Here is a 22,396-nt window from a genome sequence, read left to right as displayed (position 1 = left end):
TCAGAGGTCGAGCACGCGCCAGAGGTACCAGCTCGCGACGCTGCGGTAAGGGCGCCAGCGTTCTCCATAGGCGAGGAGCTCCTTGGGAGCGGGAAGCTCGCTCGCCCCGCGCACGCGGGCAAAACCCTTCCGCACTCCGTAGTCCGTCGCCGGGAGCACGTCCGGCCGTGCCAGCCGGAAGATGAGCAGCATTTCCACCGTCCACGGCCCGATCCCCCGCACCGCCGTGAGCCGCTCCACGATCTCCGCGTCCGAAAGCTTCTCCAGCGCCCGCGCCGTGCCGGGCACCGTGCCGTCGAGCGTCTTCGCTGCGAGGTCCTTCAGGGCCGCCGCCTTCGATCGCGAGAGGCCAGCGCTGCGCAGCTTCTCTTCGGAGATCTCCGCGACGTCCTGCGCGCGCGGGTAGCGCCGCGGGTGGAAGAGCGCGAGCACACGGGCGAGGATGGTCGACGCCGCCTTGCCCGTGAGCTGCTGGTACACGATCGATTCGAGGAGGGCCTCGAAGGGGCTCTGGAGCTCGGCAGGTCGCAGCCGGAAGGGGCCGATCTTTTCGACGAACTTCGCCAGGCGCCGATCGCGGGCGCGCAGGTGCTCCACCGCTGCGAGCGGGTCGAACGGCAATCCGTGATCGACGGCCAGCGTCACGCCTTCGAGCGCGAGCAGACGCTGCTTGGCGAACAGGCCTCCCTCGGCGGAGAAACCTCCGGGCGCGCCGCCGGCGGCGAGGACCCGGTGGCAAGGAACGGCAACGAGGAACGGGTTGCGCCCCAGGGCCTGTCCGACGGCGCGGGATGCGCCCGGTTTTCCCAGCATGGCGGCGATCTCGCCGTAGCTTGCCGTGCGCCCGGGCGGCAGCGCGCGGACCTTTTCGTAGACGGAGCGCTGGAAGGGAGCGAGCACGGAAAGATCGAGCGGCAGGGCGGCGAGGTCCTGCGACTCGCCCGCGAGATGCCGCTTCAGCAGGCGCACAGCGTCCTGCACGAATTCCGGCGCGTCCTTCCCGTTCTGGCGGCCGAGCTGGGCGCGGAGCTCGCGCGGCGGCAACTCGGGCATCTCGATGGCGGTGAGGCCGCGGTCATTCCACCGCAGCCGGACGGCTCCTGCGCGGGTCTCGAACAGCATCGCCGCAGTGTAGCGGGTCGCCGAGCAGATCGCTGAGGTCCAGCGCGTCGCGGATGGCGTGACCGAAATGGTCGTTGTTGAAGTAGACGTAGGCGTCGCCGCGCCACGCCAGCAGGTCGCGGGCAAACGGCCGCAGGGCCCGCTTGCCGTATCGGCCGCGATACTTGCCGGTGGCGCCGTGAAATCTCAGGTAGCGGAACCCGCCGGTGATCCGCGGCGGGCGCAGCCGAACGAGATCGTGCTCGCAGAACGCGGCCCGGTGCGCCTCGAGCACCTCGCAGACGTCGCCGACGTACCAGGCCGGACTGCGAAACTCCACGGCGTGGCGGAGGCTGCCCTGCGGCAGCTTCTCGAGGAATTGCTCCAGGCGATCGGGGTCCGCCTTGTTCATCTGCGGCGGCAGCTGCCAGAGGACGACGGAGAGCTTCTTTCCGAGCCCGAGGATGAGATCGAAATACCTCTTGATGCCGGGGCCCGGATCCGTCAGGCGCTTCATGTGCGTGAGGTACCGGCTTCCCTTGGCCGCGAAGCGGAATCCGCGCGGCGTTCCTTGGCGCCAGCCGTCCACGGTGCTCGCGGTCGGCAGCCGGTAGAAGGTCGCGTTCAGCTCGACCGTGGAGAAGACCCGCGAATAGTGGTCGAGCCATTGCCTGGTCGGTAGTCCCTTCGGATAGAAGAGGTTGCGCCAGTCGTCGTAGACGAAGCCGCTGGTGCCGAGATGGATCACGTCCCGAAGGTGCGTAGCTTTCCGGCATGGCGCACGCCGTCCTCGAGACCGCCGCCCCGCTCGTGCCAGAACGCCCGACCCTCGACAAGCTGCGGGCGGCCGCCGCCGGCTGTACCGCCTGTCCGCTCTATCGGACCGGCACCCAGACCGTGTTCGGTGAGGGTCTTTCCGAGGCGCGCGCAATCTTCCTCGGCGAGCAGCCCGGGGACAGCGAGGACAAGATCGGGCGCCCGTTCGTCGGCCCGGCAGGCAAGCTCCTCGATCGCGCCCTCGAGGAAGCTGGAATCGATCGCAAGCTGGTGTACGTCACGAACGTCGTGAAGCACTTCAAGTGGACGCCGCGAGGGAAGCGGCGGCTGCACGAGAAGCCCAACGCCCGCGAGATCGCCGCCTGCCGCCCATGGCTCGAGGCGGAGCTGGCGGTGTTGAAACCGGACGTGCTGGTCTGTCTCGGCGCGACGGCGGCGCAGGCGCTGCTGGGGAAGTCGTTCAAGGTCACGCAGATGCGCGGCGAGATCCTGCAACACGAGCTGGTGCGCGCCATCATGGCCACCGTTCATCCCTCGTCGATTCTGCGAGCGCCGGATGAAGAGACTCGCCATCGCGAAATGGACCTCCTCATCCGCGACCTCCGACATATTGCGCCGCTCCTCCAGCACTGACTCTTTGAGTGTTTACCCGTTCTCTGTGACGCCGTCGGCGGCGGGAGAACGCAGGTACACAAAACGCACGTGCGTCAGTCTTGCGTTGCCTTGGCCGCGGCGGCGCGGGCGGCTTTCTTCTGGGTAAGGCCTCGCGCGCGAAGCGCCTTGAACTCCGCCTCGAATTCGCGCAGCTCGTCCTCGGTCGCATGCTCGAGATCGGCGAAGACGTTCCGCGCGGACTGCTGCGCCCGGATCAGCTCGTCGAGCTTGAGCTGGATCGCCTTGCCGTCGCGGTTCTGCGTGGCCTGGATGAGGAACACCATCAGGAACGTGACGATGGTCGTGCCCGTGTTGATGACGAGCTGCCAGGAGTCGGAGAAGTTGAACAGAGGCCCTGTCACCAACCAGACGAGAACGACGGCGAACGCGGTCAAGAACGCCCAGTGCGTGCCGACGGCGTTCGCCACGGCGCAGGCGAATGCACGGAACCAGCTCTCGCGTGGCACGTCCTCCATCTATCGAAAATGGATGCCGCCCGTACATTCGCAAGGCTATACGGGTCGGAAGTGCTCGAACGCCACCGAGACGCCAGGGGACCATTGGCAGGAGTGAGGGCGACCGAGCGGGCGCATCCCCGCGGCGGCCGAAAGATCCTCGTTCAGCTCTGCGACGTCCGCGTCGGCGAGGGACCACGGCTCGTGGCGCACCGGGCCATGCCAGAGCACGGGCCCTAGGGCGCGCGAGTACAGCCGGTATCGCTCGACCAGGAATGCCTCCAATGAGCCCGGCGCCGCGCGTCCGCGACCCGGTCCGATCGAGAAGCGTGCTTCGAATCGGCCGCGGCCCATGGTCCGCTCGCTGCGATACCAGCCCTCGCCCCGCTCCATACGCGCTGGAAAATAGGGCAACCGCACCGAGAGCCGCGCTGCGGCGACGGCGAGCCCGTTCGCGGCATCCAGGCTGAAGAACCAGATCCCCGGCCCGTGCCGTGGATGCGTCACGTAGGTACGGAAGTTCAGCTCGTGGAAATCGGGCAACGGTGGCAACCCCCGCAGTCGCCCGTTGCGCAGCGTGAACGGCGTCATGGAGACCCAGCCGGTGCCGTCCCGTTCGTCGACGGAGAGGCGCGGGTGCACGAGCGGCGCGATCTCCGCCGCCGGGACGCGCCAATGGATGAAGAGCAGATCGCGCCAGTCCTGGTAGCCGACGATCACCGATCCTGCCCGTGTCGGTGCATGTAAGACCATGCGCTACAGCCGCCTGGAACGGACGGAATTGCCGAAGTGTTCACGAACAAACGCAGGGCTGTCCATTTTACTGTCGGTATTGTTGACGGCTTGCTCCAAGGCCCGGTCATCGATCTACAAGGGAATGCGCCCATGGGATCCGAACTTCAGCCTGTACGAAGCAGCAGCGGCCTCGTCGACGTCCTCGACCGCGTCCTGGACAAAGGGCTGGTGATCGCCGGCGACATCAAGGTGTCGCTCGCGGAAGTCGAATTGCTGACGATCCGCGTGCGGCTGATCATCTGTTCCATCGACAAGGCGCAGCAGATCGGCCTCGACTGGTGGCGTTACGACCAGCACCTCGCTCCCGGGCGCAAGCAAGTCGAGCTGGAGCGAGAGCAGCTTCGCGAGCAGGTGCGGCTGCTCGAGCGCAAGGTCGAATCCCTGACGCGCTCGACCCCAGCGGCGAAGCGCGCCGCGCGCAACAGGACGTAGACGAGAAGGAGCGAGACAATGCCGGTTGAAAGAGCTTCGGGCGGTACCAGTCTCATCGACGTCCTCGATCGCGTACTGGACAAGGGCATCGTCATCGACGCCTGGGTTCGCGTCTCGCTCGTCGGCATCGACCTGATCACCGTGGAAGCGCGCGTGGTCGTCGCGTCGATCGACACCTACCTCAAGTACTCCGAGGCGGTAGGCCAGGCGCCTGCCATCGCCCCGAAGGGGATCGACAGCAAGACGCACGAAGCGCTGCTCGCCGAGAACGCATCGCTCAAGGCACAGCTTGCCTCCGCGTCCGGCGTCACCGAGCGGCGGCGGCGGCGCACCGAGTAATCGATGGGGGCAGCGGTCCCGACGCAGTCACGCTCCGGCACCGAGACGCCGCGCGAGGCGGCGTCGGCGGCGAGGCTTGCGTTGGCGGAGCTTCTGCTCTTCAGCGAGGAGCCGGTGGAATGCGCGCGCGCGACGGTCGACTGGCTGGCGGAGCGCATCGGCGCCCGCAAAGCCGTCTGCGCGCTGATCGAGGCCGGGTCGGGGACCGTGCAGCACGTCGCGGCGAGCGGCGTCCCCGCGGGACAGATCGAGACCCTGCATCTCGCGATGGAGAACCCCGAGCATCCCCTCGTATTCGCGCTCGCGGGCCGCGAGGCGGTGATGATCGGCAAGGAAGGCCGGCGCAACGGGGCTGATCCATGGCGGGGCGACTTCGTCGCCATCCCGCTTCCGCTCTCCGAGAAACGGGAAGCGCGGCAGGGCCTTTTGCTCGTGAGTCCCGCTCGCTGCGAGCCGGAAGCGAAGTGGGCGGCCGAGCTGCTCGGACAGAAGATCGCTCGCCTGCGCGCCACCGCGGCCATCCTCGAAAGCGAGCACCGGCTGCAGCGCGAGCGCGAGCTCTTGCTGAACATCATCAACGCCTCGCCGGATCCCATCCTGCTCACCGAGCCGGAAGGCCGGATGATCATCTCGAACGCGCGGGCGGACGCGCTCTTCTCCACCAAGGAGGGAGAGAGCGAGGGCCGGCATCGCGCGGTGGCGCTGAACAACATGCTCTTCTCTGCGGCGCTCTCGCAGCAGGCGATCGAGTCGGGCGCGACCCGGCGCGAGCTGCTGCTGGTTTCACCCTCCGAGGGATCCGACCTCCTCTTCGAGCTGCTTTCGTCGGTGGTGCAGCACCCGCGCGAGGGGACCTGCGTGGTCTCCATCCTGCGGAACGTCACGGACCTGCGCGCCGCCACCGAGCAGATCGAGGAGAACTACCGGCGTCTGAAGGTGGCGGAAGCGGACGTGCGCGCCGAGCGCGACCGGCTGGACCTGATCATCGATTCGGTCGCCGACCCCATCCTCGTCACCGATCCGTCGGGAAAGATCCTGCTGATGAACTCGCCCGCCGAGCGCCTGTTCACGGCCCCGGAATCGGACGAGACCGCGGAGGCGGAGCGCGCCGTGCGCAGCAACGACGCCCACTTCTCCTCCTTCGTCTCCAACCTGTTCCTCACCGGCAAGGGGCTGCGTTGGCGCGGCGAGATCTCCCTCATCGATCCCTCCACGTTGCAGGCGCTGCCGGTGGAAGCGGTGGCGGGCAAGGTGCTCAGCGAGCACGGGGAGGTCACGGCCGTGGTCACCATCCTCCACGATCGCACCGAGGCGCTGGAGAAGGCCCGCCTGTACGAGCAGGTCAAGGCCGCCAGCGAGCAGCTGGAAGAGAAGGTCCGCGAGGCCACCGGCGAGCTGGTGCGGCGCAACGAGCTGTTGCAGCGGCAGCATTTCGAGCTGGAGCAGGCCTCCCAGCTCAAGAGCCAGTTCCTCGCCAACATGTCGCACGAGTTCCGCACGCCCCTCAATGCCATCCTCGGTTACACCAGCATGCTGCTTCAGGGTGTCTCGGGCGACATGTCTCCCCCGCAGAAGAACAAGATGTTGCGGGTGGACTCCAACGCCCGCCACCTGCTCTCCATCATCAACGACATCCTCGACATCAGCCGCATCGAGGCAGGAAAGATGCCGCTCCACCTCGAGGAGGTCGAGATGGCCGCCCTGGTCGGAGAGCTTCTCGCCGAGGTCGAGCCTCTGATCCAGAAGGCGCGGCTGCAGGTGCTCACGGACTTGCAGCCCGGGCTCCAGCCGGCCTGGTCCGATCGGCAGAAGGTGAAGCAGATCGTCCTCAACCTGCTCACCAACGCCATCAAGTTCACTCCGCTCGGGCACGTCAAGGTGATCGTGCGCGGCGACGAGGAGCGGCGCGAGGTGCGCATCGCGGTGGAGGACACCGGCATCGGCATTGCGCCGCAAGATCACGACAGGGTATTCGAGGACTTCCGGCAGGCGGACAATTCGGTGACCCGCGAATACGGGGGCGCGGGCCTCGGGCTTGCCATCTGCCGCCGCCTGGCGAAGATGCTGGATGGACGCATCGAGCTCGTCTCGAACGTCGGCGCGGGCTCCAGCTTCACGCTCGTGATCCCGCGCAGGGGGAAGCGATGACCGCGGCTGGCGCATCCCGGCGCAAGTCGATCGTGCTGGTGGTCGACGACTTTGCCGACAACCGCGAGATGTACTCCGAGTACCTCGCGTTCTCGGGATATGAAGTCATCGAGGCGAAGAACGGAATCGAGGCCGTCGAGGCCGCGCACGAGCGGCTGCCGGACATCATCATCATGGACCTTTCCCTGCCGGTGATGGACGGCTGGGAAGCGACCCGGCAGCTGAAGGCCGACGAGCGAACCCGCCGGATCCCGATCGTGGCGCTGACGGGACACGCGCTTGCCGGGCATTCCAAGGGCGCGAAGGAAGCGGGTTGCGACTCGTTCCTCGCCAAGCCGTGCCTGCCGGACCAGTTGGTCGCCGAGATCCGCAGGATGCTGGAGGGTGGGAAGTCAGCACCCGGAAAGGCGAAGGGAGCCAGGTAAGTCATGCCGTCAGTCGAGAAGACGAAGAGGGCCGCAAAGAAGGCGCTGCCTGCCGCGAAGAAGGCAGGAAAGGCGCCCGCCGCGGCGCGAGCGAAGAGCACTCCGCCGCGCGCGGAGCCGCAGAACGGCAACGGCAACCTGCGGCAGCAGTCCGACGGCCGCGGCAAGTATGTCTACTGCATCATCCAGGCGACCGAACCGCTTCGCTTCGGCCCCCTGGGGATCGGCGCCGACCCTGCCGAAGTGCACACCGTGAACTACCGCGACATCGCCGCGGTGGTGAGCGACACGCCCATCGAGGTGCACGACCCCACCCGGGAGAACGTGCTCGCCCACGAGCGGGTCAACGAGACGGTGATGCGCAAGCACACAGTGATCCCGATGAGCTTCGGCACCGTGTTCAAGACGCGCGACGACATCGTCGAGCTGCTCCGCTCCGCCTACGATGCCTTCCACGACGTGCTCGACAAGATGCAGGACAAGCTCGAGTTCGGCCTCAAGATCCTCTGGGACCGCGACGTGATGGTGCGCGAGATCGAGAACCAGGACGAGGACGTGCGGCGCCTGAAGCAGGAGATCTCGGCTCAGAAGGGCTCCACCTACTTCGCGCGCATGCAGTACGGGCGGCTGGTGGATGCCGCGCTGCAGGCGCACTCGGAGAAGTACGTGGCGGAGATCTTCGAGGCCCTGCGCGACGTCGCCGTCGCCTCCCGCGCCAACAAGCCCATCGGCGACAAGATGATCATGAACGCCGCCTTCCTGGTCTCGCGCGACAAGGAGCAGGCGTTCGACCAGCGGGTGAAGGAGATCGGCGCCCGCTTCGACAAGCTGACCTTCAAGTACACGGGACCGTGGCCGCCGTACAACTTCGTCAACATCCGCCTGAAGCTCGAGCGGGCGAAGGAGAAGTAGCCGGTTTGCTGATCGTCGACCGCATGCTGGTCGGGGGAATCCGTTTCGTGCTCGGCAAGATCGCCGCGGCGGTCGATGCCGAGCTGAACGACGATTCCCGCCTGCGCGAAGAGCTACTCGCTGCCCAGATGCGGCTCGAGTTGGGCGAGCTGACGCAGGAGGAGTTCGCCCGCTTCGAAGCCGACGTGCTGGCGCGGCTGCGCGAGATCCGCGCGCGCCAGCTCGGCGAGGCGGGCCAGCCCATGAAGCCCGGCGACTTCAAGGTCACCGGGGTCGAGGCGACGGCGGACTTCGAGCACGAGTGATGTTCCGCTTCTACGCGGGCAAGGGCGGCGTGGGGAAGACGACCTGCGCCTCCGCCGCCGCGATCGCGCTGTCGCGGCGAAGGGCGCGCACCCTCGTGGTGTCGACCGATCCTGCCCATTCCCTCGCCGACGCGCTGGACGCGCGACTCTCCGCGTCGCCGCGCCGGATGCGCGGCAATCTGTTCGCGGTCCAGCTGGACGCGGACCGGGCGCTGTCGCGCTGGCTCCGCGCCCGCGCGCGGTCGTTCCGGGTGATCGCGTCGCGCGGCACGTATCTCGACGACGAAGACATCGATTCCCTGTTCCGCCTTTCGCTGCCCGGCGTCGACGAGCTGGTGGGGTTGGTGGAGCTGCGCCGGCTGGCGCGTGGATTCGAGGAAGTCGTGGTGGATACGGCGCCGACGGGCCACACCCTCCGGCTGCTGGCCATGCCCGCGACCTTGGCGAAGCTCGCCGAGGTGCTCGACGATCTGCAGGGCAAGCACCGCGCGATGGCGCGATCGCTGCGCGGCAGCGTCCGGCGCGACGCTGAAGACACCGTGATCGACGAGCTGCGGGAGGAAGCGGCGTCGCTTCGGGCCCTGCTCGAGTCGGACGACGCGGAGGTCCATTGGATCACCGTCGCGGAACCGCTCTCGCTGGCCGAGTCGCGGGATGGCGTTTCCGCTCTTCACGAGGCCGGCATGCGGGTCGCGCGGGTCATCGTCAACCGACTCACGCCGCGGCCCGACCGGCGCTGCCGGCTCTGCGCCGCGCGCCGCGCAGAGGAGGCCCGAATGGTCGAAGCGGCGCGCGGCCTCGGAGGCCCTTTGTACGGCGTCCCGGAAGAGGATCACGAGCCGCGCGGGCTGCACGATCTCGCTCGCCTGGGCCGGGCGCTGGAAAAGCCCCTGCGGCGCGATGCGATCCGGTCGGATCCCCTGAAGAGTGACGGCAGGAAGGCTCCCGAAGCGCAAGAGCCGTTCCTCGCAGCGCTCGACGAGCTGGCGCCGGCCGGGATCCGGCTCCTGTTCTTCGGCGGCAAGGGCGGGGTGGGGAAGACCACGGTGGCCTCCGCGGCTGCCATTTCCATCGCCCGGCGCGGCGGTCCCGTGCTGCTGCTGTCCACCGATCCCGCACATTCCCTCGCCGACGTGTTGCAGATGCCGGTGGGCGACGCCGAGCTCGAAGTCGAGCCGGGTCTCCGGGCGCGCGAGCTCGACGCCGGGCGCATGTTCGAACGGCGGCGGGGACAGTATCGGGCCGCCGTCGAGGAGCTGTTTGCGACGCTTCGCGGCGGCTCATCCTTCGACGCGCCGTATGACCGGGCGGTGATGGAGGACCTGATCGATCTGAGCCCGCCGGGCCTCGACGAAGTGCTCGCGCTTCTCGCCGTCATCGAGGCGCTGCAGGGCTACCGCCTGGTGGTGGTGGACACAGCCCCCACCGGACATGCGTTGCGGCTGCTCGAGCTCTCGGCGAAGGCGCGCGAATGGGTCCAGGTTCTGCTCCAGATCCAGCTCAAGTACCGCCGTGTCACCGGCCTCGGCGATCTGGCACGCGACCTGACCGACACCGCGCGCGAGCTTCGCGAGCTGCAGGAGCTCTTGCAGGATCCGGCCCGCTGCCGGTTCGTTCCGGTGACCCGGGGCGCGGCACTTCCCCGCCTGGAGACAGCCCGCCTTCTGACAAATCTCAAGAAGCTGCGCATTGCCGCGCCCGCCTTGCTGGTGAATGCGCGGACCCCACAGGGCTGCTCCCGCTGCAACCGGGCAGCGGCCGACGAAGAGCGGGAAATCGAGAGGCTTCGTCGGATCTGCCGGGGCTGCGCTATGCTGGCGGCCCCGCGGATCGCACCCGCGCCGCAGGGCGCCGCTGCGCTGGCGCGCTTCGCACGGACCTGGAAGAGAATGGAATGAGCACCGCCACCTATCTCTACTGCCTCGTGCACTCGCCCAGGGAGCCATCCTTGCGCGATGCTCCGGCAGGGCTGCCGGGCGCCGGGCGCCCGCGTGCGATCGACGCCGGAGACGGCCTCTGGCTGGTTGCGGCGGACGCTCCGCTCGGGCAATACGGCGAGAAGGCGATCGAGCGCGGCCTGAAGGACCTCGCCTGGGTGTCGTCCGTAGCCGTTCCCCACGAGGCCATCGTCGAGCACCTGGCGAAGAACGGAACCGCCGTGGTCCCGATGAAGCTCTTCACGCTCTTTCGCACCGACGAGCGGGCGCTGGAGCACGTCAAAGGTCAGCGCAAGCGCATCGATCGGCTGATCGAGCGAATCGGCGGGCGCGAGGAGTGGGGGCTGCGGGTGCTGCTCGACGAGGTGGCCGCCCTGCGCCGCGCGCGCGAAGACGCGCAGACGGTCGCCTCCGACGCCCCGGGGACCGCGTTCCTGCTGCGGAGGAAGAAGGAGCACGATGCTGCGCGCGAGGTGATCGAGCATGCCCGGAACCGCGCCGACGAAGTCTTCGAACGCGTCGCGGCGAAGGCGGAGGACGCTCGCCGCCGGCCGCCGCCCCCGGGCGAGATCGGCAAGCGGGTGCTGCTCGACGCCGCCTTCCTGGTCCCGCGGACGAAGACGAAAGCTTTCCAGGCCGCGGTCCGCACCGAGACCAGGAAGCTCGCCGGGCGCGACTACCAGCTCACGCTCACCGGGCCTTGGCCCGCATATACCTTCGTGACCGACCCGGAGCCGAAATGAAGAAGCGGGAGCGCTCCGCGGCGGAGGACATCGTCGACGGCGCGGACGCATCGCTCTTGGAGATCATCGATCACGTGCTGAACAAAGGCGTGATGCTGCGGGGAGAGGTGATCCTGGGCGTCGCCGGAGTGGACCTGGTCTACCTTCGACTGAACGCCCTGCTCTGCGCAGCGGATCGGCTGCTGCCCGCACGGGCGGGAAAGTGATCGGGGTATACGCGATCGCGCTGGGAGCAGCTCGCGGCCTGTCGGGAGCGCGCGGAGAGCCGCTGCGCGTGATCGCAAGGGACGACCTCGAGTTGGTGTGCGGCGATGCTCCTCCGGACCTGTCCGCCGACGCGCTGCGCGCGCATGAAGCCGCGGTGCGCCGGATCGCCGAGACGGCGCAGGCCTGTCTGCCCGCGCGGTTCGGCGCAACGGCCCTCGACGAGGCATCTCTCGTCGAGGCGATCGCGGGGCGGGAGACCGAGCTCGCGGAGGCCCTCCGGCTGGTGCGCGGGCGCGAGCAGATGACGCTGCGCGTGTACGGGACGTTGCCGACCCTTCGCGCGCCGGGTGGTCCGGGGACCAGATACCTCCACGAGCGCCGTCGGGCAAAAGCGCTGCCGGAGCTCGAGCCGCTGCGGACGGCGCTGGGGGATCTCATCCGGGCCGAGCGGGTCGAGGCGCATGCGGAGCCCCGTCTGGTCGCGAGCGTCTACCACTTGATCGACCGCGGCTGCTCCGCGCAGTACCTGCGCGCCGTCGAAACCGCCCGGATCGAGCCGCTGCGAATCAGCGCGACCGGGCCTTGGCCCGCGTGGTCGTTCGCGCCGGAGCTTCTCCCGTGAAGAAGGACGTCGTCGCCATGCAGGTGCGCGAGCTGGAAGCGCTGCGCAAGGAAGTGGAGCGCAGGGCGGAAAAGGCGCCCCGCTGGAACGCCGACCCGAAGGACGTACAGAAGTCGGTCGCCCGTCTCGTGCTCGCGCTGATCGAGTTCTTGCGCAAGCTTCTGGAGAAGCAGGCCATCCGAAGGATGGAAGCGGGGACCCTCACTGCGGAAGAGACCGAAGCCATCGGCCTGGCGCTGATGCGGCTGGAGGAGACCGTGCACGACCTGGCGCGCCGGTTCGGGCTGAAGCCGGAGGACCTGAACCTCGATCTCGGCCCGCTCGGCCGGCTGATCTGACGGCTATTTTGGAGCCCGGATCATCGCTCGCAGGGTCTGCAGTGTGTCGGCGTCCGCCGGCTTCTTGTCGGTCCGCCAGCGGGCGATGCGGGGGAAACGGACGGCGACTCCGCTGCGGTGGCGGGTGCTCTCGGCGATTCCCTCGAAGTGCAGCTCGAACACGTGCACCGGCTCGACCGCGCGCACAGGTCCGAACCGCTCGAGGGCGTGCTGGCGGATCCAGCGGTCGAGGCGATCGATTTCCTCGTCGGTAAGGCCGGAGTACGCCTTGGCCACCGGCACCAGCTCGCCGCCGTCCCAGAGCGCGAACGTGAGGTCGGTCATCAGCGTTGCCCGGCGGCCGTGGCCGGGCTGCGCGTAGACCAGCACCGCGTCGATCGCGTACGGCTCGATCTTCCACTTCCACCAGTCGCCCCGCGGGCGGCCGTGCCGGTACGGAGAGATCCAGCGCTTGAGCATGAGTCCTTCCACGCCGCGCTCCCGCGCCTGTTTGCGAAGCTCGCGCAGCTCCGCCCAGCTTCGTCCTTCCACCGCGGCGGAGAGCGACAGACGGTCACTGCGCCCCTGGACGAGGCTGGCGAGCTGCTCGCGCCGCTCGCGCAGGGCCCGGCTGCGCACGTCGGAGCCACCGACCTCGAGCACGTCGTACGCCATGAACGCCGCGGGAGCCTCGGCGAGGATTTTCGGCGACAGCTTCTGCCGGCCGATGCGGCGTTGGAGGACGGAAAACGGCATCGGTGCACCGCCGGAGAATGCAAGCACTTCGCCGTCCAGGACGGTGCCTTCCGGCAGCGTCGCCCAGACGCCGGAGAGGTCGGGGAAGCGATCGGTGATCAGCTCCTCGCCTCGCGACCAGAGGAAGACGCCTCCCGATCGGCGGACGATCTGGGCGCGGATGCCGTCCCACTTCCATTCCACCAGCCATTCGGCGGGATCGCCGAGCGTCTCGGGATCGTCCTCGAGCTGGGAGGCGAGAAAGAATGGATAGGGCCGCGAGACGTCCACCGAACCCGTCTCCGGCGCAATCAGCGCGGCGAATGCATCGGCGGACGGCTGCCAGGCACCCATCAGCCGGTGGGCGACGGTGGCGGGCGGCAGTCCCGCATGCTGGGCGAGAGCGCGGATGGCGAGCGTGCCGGAAACCCCGACCCGCAGCTCCCCGGTGAGCAGCTTGTCGAGAAGGAAGATCTCCCGGCGGTCCAGGGCCTCCCACAGCTCCAGCACAGCGTGTCGCTTCTCATCTTCCGTCGCTTCGCGGAGCGGGAGGAGCCGGTCCTCGATCAGGCGCGAGAGCGCCGGCGGCTCGCGGCTCGCCGTCCGGCCGCCGCGCTCGGTGTCGACGAGCAACGCGATCGTTTCCGCGAGATCTCCGGCGACGCCGAATGATTCCTCGAACAGCCAACCGGGGACGCGCGCGCGCTCGCAGCCCCAGGCAGCCAGAAGCCTGGGCGCGATCAGCCGCTTCAGGCGTCCGCCGGTGAGAAAATACAGCGCCCAGGCGGCGTCGGCGGCGGGGGCCTGCGCAAAGTAGGCCTGCATCGCCACCACCTTCGCGTTGGTCGAAGTAGTCGAGTCGAGGGCGTCGTAGAGGGCGGCGAAGTTGCGCAAGGGGATCAGTCCCCCTCCGGATCGGCGGGCTGCGCGACGCCGATGGGAGCGGCTTCGATCGCCGCGAGCTCCCGCAGGTAACGCACCAGCGCCTCCCGATGCCCATGCATGGCGTAGACCCGTTCCGCGCCGGTTTCGCGGATGGTGCGGAGCAGGCCCGGCCAGTCCGCATGATCGGAAAGGACGAACCCGCGATCGAAGCCCCGTCGCCGCCGGGTGCCGCGAATCCGCAGCAGGCCGGAGGCGAACGCCTGCTCGAAGCTGCGGAACCGCTTCATCCAGGGCGTTCCCCGTGCAGTGATTGGCGCGAGGACCAGCTCTCCCAACAGGCCGCGCTCATCGCCGACGTGCCGCGTCTCCGCCAGCCGGACGCCTTGCTCGCGATAGACCTGTGCGAACGGCTCGACCATCCCGTGCACCCAGACCGGCCGATCGTCGATGCGCGCGATCTCCGCCAACAGACGCTGCGCCTTGCCCAGCGCGTAGCAGAACAGGATCGACGTCTTCTTCGCGTTGCCCTGCCACCAGGCCACGATCTCGCGCGCGACGGAGGTGGGCTCGTCCCAGCGGAACAGGGGGAGCGCGTACGTCGCCTCGGTGATGAAGACGTCGCAGCGCAACGGCTCGAACGCAGCGCAGGTCGGATCCGGCTCCCGCTTGTAATCTCCGGAAAGGACCCAGATGCCCGAGTGGCCCTCGATTCGCGCCTGCGCGCTTCCCAGCATGTGCCCGGCGGGATGCAGCGAAAGCGTCACCCCACCGATCGTCCGCCGCTCGCCGTAGCGCAGCGTCTCGACGCGGGCACCCTCCAGCCGGCGGCGCAGCAGGGCGGCGGTCTCGGGAGTACAGAGATAGGAGGCGGACCCCGCGCGCGCGTGGTCGCCGTGCGCATGCGTGAGCACCGCGCGCTCCACTGGCAGGAGCGGATCGAGGTGGAACCCGCCTTCAGGGCAGTAGAGGCCCTGCTCCGATTCGACGATCACTCACCGGGCAGACTACTCCAGGGGCGCCGCCGATCCGGTCTCCGCGGGCACGGACTCGCGCGGGGCGCCGGCAGCCTTGAGGTCTTCGGCCATGTCCTCCATCACGACGCCGAGATCCTCGAGCTCCTCCTCCTTCAGCATCTTCTTCACCTTGGGGAAGAGCTCCTCCTCCTCTTCCTCGATGTGGTGCTCGACGTTCTCCTTCAGCACCGCCACCTTGGCGTCGAACTGCGGGTCGTCGACGGACATCTCGAGCAGGTCCGCGATCAGCCGCTTCGCGGCGAGGTGCTCTTCCACCGCCTCCTGCAGCAGCTCCTCCGTGCGCGCGTTCTTCGTCGCTGGATAGAACTGCTTCTCCTCGATGGTCGCGTGCACCGCGAGCGCGTCCGCGAGCTGTTCGAAGAGGTCCAGCTTCTCGTCGTCCTCTGCCTTCTCGATCTTCTTGAACAACCCCTTCGCTTCTTCGTGCTGCGTCCTCAAGAGCTCAATCGCGTTCACGGCGCGCCTCCTCTTTGGTCCGTCGCGGAAAGTTGAGGACTGCACATGCGGTACGCAAATTCCCGCGCGACTGAACGCTTCCTCGCCGCCCTGCTCGTCCGTTGAGCGCCTAGTGTCTACGTTCGCACCATGAAACGAGCCGTATGCCTGCACGGACATTTCTATCAGCCGCCGCGGGAGAACCCCTGGATCGAGGAAGTGGAGGTCCAGGACTCCGCCGCTCCCTTCCATGACTGGAACGAGCGCATCGCGGCGGAATGTTACGGCCCGAATGGCGCCGCCCGGCTGAAGGCACAGGGCGGCCGCATCTGCGACATCGTCAACAACTACGTCCATCTGTCCTTCAACTTCGGGCCCACCCTGCTCGCCTGGCTCGAGCGGCAGGCTCCGGAGGTCTACCGCGCCGTCCTCGACGCCGACGTCCGCAGCGTCCAGGAACGGGGGCACGGCAACGCCATTGCCCAAGGATACAACCACGCCATCCTCCCGCTCTGCAACGAGCGCGACCTGCGCACGCAGATCCGCTGGGGCGTCGGCGACTTCCGCCACCGGTTTCGACGCCAGCCGGAAGGGATGTGGCTGCCGGAAACGGCTGCCGACCTGCGCACGCTGCAGGCGCTCCACGAGGAGGGCATCCGGTTCACCGTGCTGTCGCCGTACCAGTGCCGCAGGGTGCGGGCCCCGGGCGACGAGTGGCTGGAAGCCGCCGGGGCGCGATTCGATCCGACGCGGCCATACCTCATCCCTCTCCCTTCCGGGGCGCATTTTCCGGTGTTCTTCTACGACGGGCCCATCGCGCGCGCGGTGGCGTTCGGCGAGGCGCTGGGCAGCGGCGAGGACCTCATGGCGAGGGTCGAGGCCGGCTTCTCCGAAGGTCGCAAGCACGACGAGGTGCTACCGATCGCCGTCGACGGTGAGACGTTCGGCCACCACCGCAAGGGCGGCGACGAGGTGGTCGCTGCGGCGATCCGCAAGCTCTCCAAGCGCGGGGACATCCAGCTGGTGAACCTGGCGCAGGCGCTGGAGCTGTTCCCCCCCGCTCACGAGGCGGAGATCTTCGACGGGTCCTCCTGGAGCTGCGCGCACGGAATCGAGCGCTGGCGCAGCGACTGCGGCTGCTCGACAAGCGGAAGATCCGGATGGCGGCAGCACTGGCGCGCCCCGCTCCGCGCCGCGCTCGACATCCTCCGCGACGAGCTCGCGGTGCTCTACGAGCGCGAAGCGGGACGGCTCCTGCGCGACCCCTGGCTCGCGCGCGACGAGTTCATCGAGGTGATCCTCGATCCAGAGCGCAAGAACGCAGCGGCTTTCGTCGCCCGACATGCGGCCCGGGACCTGGGCGCTCTGGAGCGGATCAAGGCGCTCCAGCTGCTGGAGATGCAGCGGCAGGCGATGCTCATGTACACGAGCTGCGGCTGGTTCTTCGCCGAAGTGTCGGGGCTGGAGACGGTGCAGATCCTGAAGTACGCTGCCCGTGCGCTGCAGCTTGCCCGGGAAGCCTGCGGCGCGGAGCTGGAGGCGTCCTTCAAAGCGTCGCTCGAGCAGGCGCCGTCCAACATTCCGGAGCGCGGCGACGCCCGCCGCGTCTACGAGCAGGAGGTGCAGCCTTCCATCGCCAGCCTGGACACGGTGGCGGCTCACTACGCCATCGCCGGCCTGGTGGAGGACTTTCCTCGCAGGGCCCGCATCTTCTGCCACGAGGTCCAGACCAGCTTCCGCCGCCGCGAGGACGCCGGGACGGCGGCGCTTTCCGTCGCGCGCATCGAGGTACGGAGCTTGATCACGCAAGAGCAGATCGATCTCAGTACCTGCGTCCTGCACTTCTCCGGCGCCGACTTCCGCTGCGGCGTCCGTCCCTACGACCCCGAGAAGTTCACGCGCTCCGAGCACCGCCTGTTCGAGTCGTTCGACCGGCTTTCGCTGGCGCAGGTGTCGCGCGAGATCGACCGCGAGTTCCCTGGCCGCGAGTACACCCTGCGCGACCTCTTCCTCGACGAGCGCCGCGAGGTTGCAGGGCGGCTGTTGCGGGAAACGATGGCGCGGTACGAGAGCGACTACCTCCAGATCTACGAGGCGAACCGGCGGCTGATCGACTTCCTCCGCGAGATCGATTCGCCGGTGCCCCGTCCCCTGCAGGTGGCTGCCGACGTGGCGGTCACGCACGAAGCCGTGGACGCCGCCCGGCGCCTGGCGGCGGGCAAGCTCGAACCGTCCCAGGCCCAGGAAGAGCTCGACGGCCTGTCGCAGCTGGCGCGCCGGCTCGGAGCGCGCATCGACCTCGAGGCCGTTCGCCCGCCGTTCCTCGCCGCCGTCCGCGGTCTCTTCGAACGGGCGTTGGCGGGACGGCGCGAGGCGGCCCTGCAGATGGCCGACCTGATCGGGCTGGCGGTGCGGCTCGGAATTCACGCGGAGGCGCTCGCCCGCCTCGGTCACGCGCTCTGGTTCGACGAGGCCGTCCTGCTCGCTCGCGGCGATGCGCGGCGGGCGCGGGCGTCGGCGTGACGACGCCGATCGCCGACTATGCCATCGTCGGCGACGGCCGTTCCGCGGCGTTGATTTCGCGGGCGGGCTCTCTGGACTGGCTGTGCTGGCCGCGCTTCGACAGCCCGTCGATCTTCGCCGCCATCCTCGACGAGGAGCGCGGCGGCCGGTTCTCCGTCGCGCCGGGGGTGCCCTTTCGTTCCACCCGGGCGTACCTCGGAGAGACCAATGTGCTCGAGACGCGCTTTCAGACCGCTTCGGGCGAGCTCGCGCTCACCGATTTCATGCCGGTGCTGTCGCGGTTCGACTCGGCACGGAGCATGCACCCCGGCCACGAAGTGGTCCGGATCGCCCGCTGCGAGCGCGGCGAGGTCGAGGTCGAGATCGTGTTCGATCCGCGCCCGGACTACGGCAGGCGCAAGGCGCCCATCCGCTCGATGGGAAAGCTCGGCTTGCACGTCGATTGCGGTGGCGACGCGATCGTCACTCTGCTCACCGACGCTCCGCTCGGAGCGGAAGGCCGCGCGCGCGTCAGGCTTCGCGGAGGCGAACAGATCCATTTCTCGCTCACCTATGCCTGCGGTGCCCCGGCCGTGCTCCCGCCGCCCACTCGCCACCGGAGCGTGGCAGTGCTCGAGCGCGCGCTGCGACTTTGGCAAGAGTGGGCGGCGCGCACGAAGTACGACGGGCCCGCCCGGGACCTGGTGGTCCGAAGCGCCCTGGTGCTCAAGCTGCTGCAGTATTCACCCTCCGGCGCCATCGTCGCGGCGCCAACCACTTCGCTCCCGGAGCGCCCCGGCGGCGACCTCAACTGGGACTATCGCTTCTGCTGGCTGCGCGACGCGGCGCTCACCGCCCGCGCCCTGTTCGGCCTCGGGCACAGCGAGGAGGCGGAGAACTTCATGAGCTGGCTGCTGACGGCGACCAGCTTGTCGCTGCCGGAGCTGCACGTGCTCTACGACCTGTATGGGCGGCGCCCCGGCCGGGAGACGGCGCTCGAGCACCTCAGGGGGTACGGAGGCGCAAGGCCGGTGCGGATCGGCAATGCCGCCACGGGGCAGGTCCAGCTCGACACGTACGGCGAAGTCATCGAAGCGGCCGCGCATTTCGTCCGCAGCGGAGGCGAGATCGATCGGCCCACCGCGAACATGCTCTGCGCCTTCGGCCGCGAAGTTGCGCGCTCCTTCGACCGGCCCGACGAGGGGATCTGGGAAGTCCGCGACGTGCCGCGCAGGTTCACGCACTCGCGGGTCCTCTGCTGGTCAGCCCTCGACCGCCTCTGCGAGCTGGCGGACAAAGGGCATGTGCCGAAGGCGGATGTGGACGTCTTCGCCGCTGCGCGCAACCGCATCCGCGAAGAGGTCGAGACGCTCGGCTGGAGCGAACAGCTCCACAGCTACACGCGCACGCTCGCCGGCGCGGACGTCGACGCCAGCCTGCTGCTCCTTTCCTGGTATCGGTATTGCCCTGCGGATGCCCCTCGCATGCGGTCCACCTGGGGCAGGATCCGGGAACGCCTCGAGATCGCTCCGGGCCTCTTCCGGCGCTACTACGGCGGGCTCACCGCCGGGGAAGGCGCATTCGGGATCTGCAGCTTCTGGGCGGCGGAATACCTCGCGCTCGGCGGCGGAACGCCGGCCGAGGCGGAGGAGCAGCTCGACACGCTGCTCGGGTACGCGAACGACGTCGGCCTCTTTGCCGAAGAGATCGACCCTGCCAGCGGCGCCGCGCTGGGAAACTTTCCACAGGCGTACACGCACGTCGGCCTGATCAATGCCGCATTATCCCTGCGCGACCGCCTGGAGCGCGGCAAGCGGGAAGCCGAGCGCGCGCGGGCCCAATTGCCGGAGGCGCGTCCGTGAACTGGACGAGCTCGCTGTTGGCTGGATTCGTGGGGACCGTGCTGTTGACCACGCTGGAGGCAGGCGCGCAGCAGCTTCATCTTTCCCGGATGAGCATCCCGTATCTGCTCGGAGCGGCGTTCACGAAGGGGCGCGATCGGGCGAAGGTCATCGGCTTCTTCACCCACCTCCTCAACGGCCAGCTCTTCGCGCTCTTGTACGTGGCAATCTTCCGGGCCACGGGCGAGGCCAGCGCGCTGCGCGGAGCGATCATCGGCCTTGTGCATGCCGTCGTCGTCCTGCTGGTGGTCGTTCCACTCCTGCCCTTCATCCACCCGCGCATGGCGAGCCTGCACCAGGGCCCGACAGAGCTGCGGCAGATCGAGCCGCCCGGGCCGATGGCGCTGCACTATGGCGTGACCACGCCGCTGTCCGTGGTGATCGCGCACATCGTCTTTGGAGTCGCCGTCGGCGGGCTGTATCGGATGTGACCAAGCCCCTGCCTGCCGCCCGGAAAGTATCCGCGACTTAAGTTCCCCGCGATGATCCTGCCGGAAACGGGCCTTTGGCAGTTCGCCAAGACGGTCGGCAAGCGCGTCTCCGACAACGCTGTCACCGACCGCGCTGCGCAGCTCTCGTACTACTTCGTCTTTGCCCTCTTCCCCTTCCTCTTCACGCTGGTCACGCTCGCCGCGTACCTGCCGGTGAAGGACGCCGTCGACCAGCTGATGACGCGGCTCGATCCGCTGATGCCCGAGGCGGCCATGCAGATCATCCGCGGTCAGCTCACCGACCTCGCCACCCGCCAGCGGCCACACCTGCTCACGTTCGGTCTCGTGCTCGCGCTCTGGAGCGCATCGCGCGGCGTGGATGCGCTGCGCACCGCGCTCAATCTCTCCTACGACGTCAAGGAATCGCGCCCGTGGTGGAAGGTGCAGGTCATCGCTCTCGCCGTGACGATCGCCACCTCCGCCCTGATGCTGATCGCCATCGTCGTGCTGGCGTTGGGCGGCAGCATCGGCCTCTGGCTCGCCGCGAAGCTCCACGTCGACCAGTTCTGGGCGCTGCTCTGGGGTTGGCTGCGCTGGCCCATCACCGCCGCCGGCGTGATGCTGGTGCTTGCGCTGCTCTATTACTGCCTGCCCGACGTGAAGCAGGAGTGGCGGTACATCACGCCCGGGTCGCTGCTCGGGACGGTGCTCTGGCTGCTGCTCACCTGGGGCTTCTCGATATACGCCGAGAACTTTGCAAGCTACGACAAGACCTACGGCGCAATCGGCGGGGTCATCGTGCTGATGACCTGGTTCTACATCAGCGGCTTCGTGTTCATCCTCGGCGGCGAGGTGAACGCGGTGATCGAGCACGCCTCCGCGGAGGGAAAGGCGCGCGGAGCGCGCGCCGCGGGCGAAGCGCCTCCGCCGCCGGTCGAGCGCCCCAGCATCGCGGCGCCGGGCGCCGCCAAGAACGCCGAGACCGCGCAGAGGACGCGCCGCCGGCTCTGGTCGCGCTGGCGCAAGTCGCCCGCCTGAATCGGCAATCCCGGCCGCGCGCAACCTGCCTGAAATCGGACATCGCTCGGGGTGTCGGAAAGCGCTCGCCCGCTTGCTGGCGTGCCTTCCCGTCCCCATGCATTGCCGGCTACGCCACCGATGAGCAGATGAAGCGGAGCCCCTTCCCCATGCCAGCCTGCAGCCTGGAGCGAGAAGTGATCGGCAGTACCGCCTTCTACAGGATGAACGGCAGGTTCGAAGCGTCGTGCGCGTGGGAGCTGTCCGGGCGCCTCGAGCAGGAACCCTTGGGAGACATGGTGGTCGACTTCTCGCAGGTGAGCGAGTTCGTCGACTACGGCGTCGCGATCATCGCCGGCGCCCTGGTCGGTTCGCGAAAGCGCATCGAGCTCCGGGGACTGCGCCAGCACCAGGAGCGCCTCTTCGGATACTTCGGCGTCGATCCCGCGGAGCTGGCCCGGCCGCGTCGCCCGGCATCCAGCGCGCTCGAGCCTTTGCCCCAGAGCGCGACGAAGGAGGTCGCCTAGAGATGGCCCGGCCCATCTGGAGCGGATCGATCAGCTTCGGATTGGTCAGCGTGCCGGTGAAGCTGTTCTCCGCCACTTCCCCGAAAGAAGTGCGCTTCCACATGCTCCACGACAAGGACGGCGGCCGGATCCAGCAAAAACGCGTCTGCAGCATCGACGGCGAAGAAGTCGCCTGGGAGCACATCGTCAAGGGCTTCGAGATCAGCAAGGGGCGCTACGTCACCGTCGCCCGCGAGGAGCTCGAAGCGTTCAATCCGCGCGCGAACAAGGCCATCGAGATCGAGGACTTCGTCGAGCTGGCGCAGATCGATCCCATCTACTACGAGAGCACTTACTACCTGGTGCCCGACCGCGGCGCGGCGAAGCCTTATGCTCTGCTCGTCGAGGCGATGAAGCGGACGCACAAGGTCGGAATCGCCCGCTTCGTCCTGCGCACCAAGCAGTACCTCGCCGCCGTGCGCCCACTCGAGCACGCTTTGGCGATCTCCACCATGCTCTACGCCGACGAGGTGGTCTCCCAGGACGAGCTCGAAGCGCTTCCCGACGCCCACACGAAGCCCGGCGAGCGGGAGCTGAAGATGGCCGAGCAGCTCATCGGATCGCTCGCCGCCGACTTCGACATCCGCAAGTACAAGGACGACTACCGCGAGCAGGTCCTCGCCCTGCTCGAGCGCAAGGCGGAGGGCGAGGAGATCGTCGCCCAGGAGCCCGCGGAGGAGCCGCGCGGCAAGATCGTCAATCTGATGGACGCGCTGCAGAA

General features: G+C 68.4%; 25 protein-coding genes. 18 read left to right on the top strand and 7 right to left on the bottom strand.

The window, feature by feature from the left end; translation table 11 throughout:
* On the bottom strand, positions 1–1,122 hold the full coding sequence (locus E6J58_04475) for a methylated-DNA--[protein]-cysteine S-methyltransferase (protein TMB40959.1): 1,122 nt from the start codon (positions 1,120–1,122) through the stop codon (positions 1–3).
* Positions 1,076–1,849: a DUF72 domain-containing protein gene (locus E6J58_04470; protein ID TMB40958.1), complete on the bottom strand. Its 774-nt coding sequence runs from the start codon at positions 1,847–1,849 to the stop codon at positions 1,076–1,078. The genes E6J58_04475 and E6J58_04470 overlap by 47 nt, the downstream gene beginning before the upstream one ends.
* Before the next feature lie 26 nt (positions 1,850–1,875).
* Between E6J58_04470 and E6J58_04465 the strand changes: the two genes are divergently transcribed.
* Positions 1,876–2,511 (top strand): UdgX family uracil-DNA binding protein, encoded by a 636-nt coding sequence (locus E6J58_04465; protein TMB40957.1) that lies wholly within the window; start codon positions 1,876–1,878, stop codon positions 2,509–2,511.
* Between the two features lie 74 nt (positions 2,512–2,585).
* On the opposite strand, the gene E6J58_04460 is transcribed toward E6J58_04465, so the two are convergent.
* Entirely contained in the window at positions 2,586–3,008 is a 423-nt protein-coding gene (locus E6J58_04460) for a low affinity iron permease family protein (protein ID TMB40956.1), read from the bottom strand.
* Between the two features lie 36 nt (positions 3,009–3,044).
* Entirely contained in the window at positions 3,045–3,740 is a 696-nt protein-coding gene (locus tag E6J58_04455) for a DUF2071 domain-containing protein (protein TMB40955.1), read from the bottom strand.
* A gap of 132 nt (positions 3,741–3,872) precedes the next feature.
* On the opposite strand from E6J58_04455, the gene E6J58_04450 reads away from it, so the two are divergent.
* From E6J58_04450 to E6J58_04400, 11 genes are read left to right on the top strand one after another with little or no spacing between them, the layout of a single operon-like run.
* Complete coding sequence (locus tag E6J58_04450; protein TMB40954.1) at positions 3,873–4,214, top strand: gas vesicle protein; 342 nt, start codon at positions 3,873–3,875, stop codon at positions 4,212–4,214.
* Positions 4,215–4,232: 18 nt separating this feature from the next.
* Positions 4,233–4,553 (top strand): gas vesicle structural protein GvpA, encoded by a 321-nt coding sequence (gvpA, locus tag E6J58_04445; protein TMB40953.1) that lies wholly within the window; start codon positions 4,233–4,235, stop codon positions 4,551–4,553.
* 3 nt (positions 4,554–4,556) lie between these two features.
* Positions 4,557–6,701 (top strand): PAS domain-containing sensor histidine kinase, encoded by a 2,145-nt coding sequence (locus tag E6J58_04440; GenBank protein TMB40952.1) that lies wholly within the window; start codon positions 4,557–4,559, stop codon positions 6,699–6,701.
* Positions 6,698–7,126, top strand: a complete 429-nt coding sequence (locus tag E6J58_04435) for a response regulator (protein ID TMB40951.1) — start codon at positions 6,698–6,700, stop codon at positions 7,124–7,126. The genes E6J58_04440 and E6J58_04435 overlap by 4 nt, the downstream gene beginning before the upstream one ends.
* 3 nt (positions 7,127–7,129) lie before the next feature.
* A complete protein-coding gene (locus E6J58_04430; protein ID TMB40950.1) occupies positions 7,130–8,038 on the top strand; it encodes a GvpL/GvpF family gas vesicle protein in 909 nt (302 codons plus the stop codon).
* Between the two features lie 5 nt (positions 8,039–8,043).
* Positions 8,044–8,343 carry a hypothetical protein gene (locus E6J58_04425; GenBank protein TMB40949.1) on the top strand — a complete coding sequence of 100 codons (300 nt, stop codon included), beginning with the start codon at positions 8,044–8,046 and terminating at the stop codon, positions 8,341–8,343.
* Positions 8,343–10,241 carry an ArsA family ATPase gene (locus E6J58_04420; protein ID TMB40948.1) on the top strand — a complete coding sequence of 633 codons (1,899 nt, stop codon included), beginning with the start codon at positions 8,343–8,345 and terminating at the stop codon, positions 10,239–10,241. The genes E6J58_04425 and E6J58_04420 overlap by 1 nt, the downstream gene beginning before the upstream one ends.
* Positions 10,238–11,023: a GvpL/GvpF family gas vesicle protein gene (locus E6J58_04415; protein TMB40947.1), complete on the top strand. Its 786-nt coding sequence runs from the start codon at positions 10,238–10,240 to the stop codon at positions 11,021–11,023. The genes E6J58_04420 and E6J58_04415 overlap by 4 nt, the downstream gene beginning before the upstream one ends.
* Positions 11,020–11,229, top strand: a complete 210-nt coding sequence (locus E6J58_04410) for a gas vesicle protein (GenBank protein ID TMB40946.1) — start codon at positions 11,020–11,022, stop codon at positions 11,227–11,229. The genes E6J58_04415 and E6J58_04410 overlap by 4 nt, the downstream gene beginning before the upstream one ends.
* Positions 11,226–11,852, top strand: coding sequence for a hypothetical protein (locus E6J58_04405; protein ID TMB40945.1), 627 nt, complete (start codon positions 11,226–11,228; stop codon positions 11,850–11,852). Before E6J58_04410 ends, E6J58_04405 begins: the two co-directional genes overlap by 4 nt.
* A 17-nt stretch (positions 11,853–11,869) precedes the next feature.
* Positions 11,870–12,190 (top strand): gas vesicle protein K, encoded by a 321-nt coding sequence (locus E6J58_04400; protein ID TMB41073.1) that lies wholly within the window; start codon positions 11,870–11,872, stop codon positions 12,188–12,190.
* A gap of 3 nt (positions 12,191–12,193) precedes the next feature.
* On the opposite strand, the gene E6J58_04395 is transcribed toward E6J58_04400, so the two are convergent.
* The 3 genes from E6J58_04395 to E6J58_04385 are packed head-to-tail and all read right to left on the bottom strand — an operon-like array spanning position 12,194 to position 15,279.
* Positions 12,194–13,798, bottom strand: coding sequence for an ATP-dependent DNA ligase (locus E6J58_04395; GenBank protein TMB40944.1), 1,605 nt, complete (start codon positions 13,796–13,798; stop codon positions 12,194–12,196).
* Positions 13,799–13,803: 5 nt separating this feature from the next.
* The gene (locus E6J58_04390) at positions 13,804–14,778 is read right to left on the bottom strand and encodes a ligase-associated DNA damage response exonuclease (protein ID TMB41072.1); all 975 of its coding nucleotides are present in this window, start codon (positions 14,776–14,778) and stop codon (positions 13,804–13,806) included.
* A 15-nt stretch (positions 14,779–14,793) separates the two neighbouring features.
* Positions 14,794–15,279: a hemerythrin domain-containing protein gene (locus E6J58_04385; protein ID TMB40943.1), complete on the bottom strand. Its 486-nt coding sequence runs from the start codon at positions 15,277–15,279 to the stop codon at positions 14,794–14,796.
* 129 nt (positions 15,280–15,408) lie between these two features.
* On the opposite strand from E6J58_04385, the gene E6J58_04380 reads away from it, so the two are divergent.
* The 6 genes from E6J58_04380 to E6J58_04355 all read left to right on the top strand — a co-directional run.
* Complete coding sequence (locus E6J58_04380; GenBank protein TMB40942.1) at positions 15,409–17,781, top strand: DUF3536 domain-containing protein; 2,373 nt, start codon at positions 15,409–15,411, stop codon at positions 17,779–17,781.
* Positions 17,778–19,622: a glycoside hydrolase family 15 protein gene (locus E6J58_04375; protein ID TMB40941.1), complete on the top strand. Its 1,845-nt coding sequence runs from the start codon at positions 17,778–17,780 to the stop codon at positions 19,620–19,622. The genes E6J58_04380 and E6J58_04375 overlap by 4 nt, the downstream gene beginning before the upstream one ends.
* Positions 19,619–20,092: a hypothetical protein gene (locus tag E6J58_04370; GenBank protein TMB40940.1), complete on the top strand. Its 474-nt coding sequence runs from the start codon at positions 19,619–19,621 to the stop codon at positions 20,090–20,092. Before E6J58_04375 ends, E6J58_04370 begins: the two co-directional genes overlap by 4 nt.
* A 51-nt stretch (positions 20,093–20,143) precedes the next feature.
* A complete protein-coding gene (locus E6J58_04365; protein ID TMB40939.1) occupies positions 20,144–21,130 on the top strand; it encodes a YihY/virulence factor BrkB family protein in 987 nt (328 codons plus the stop codon).
* A gap of 176 nt (positions 21,131–21,306) precedes the next feature.
* Positions 21,307–21,636, top strand: a complete 330-nt coding sequence (locus tag E6J58_04360; protein TMB40938.1) for a hypothetical protein — start codon at positions 21,307–21,309, stop codon at positions 21,634–21,636.
* A gap of 2 nt (positions 21,637–21,638) precedes the next feature.
* Positions 21,639–22,396: Ku protein (locus tag E6J58_04355; protein ID TMB41071.1), on the top strand; the 758-nt coding region annotated here is incomplete at its 3' end.

Source organism: Deltaproteobacteria bacterium (assembly GCA_005879535.1).
In the GTDB taxonomy this organism is placed as follows: Bacteria; Myxococcota; Myxococcia; order Myxococcales; family 40CM-4-68-19; genus 40CM-4-68-19.
Note: the sequence above shows the minus strand (reverse complement) of the source record. Positions and strands in the feature narration are given on the sequence as shown.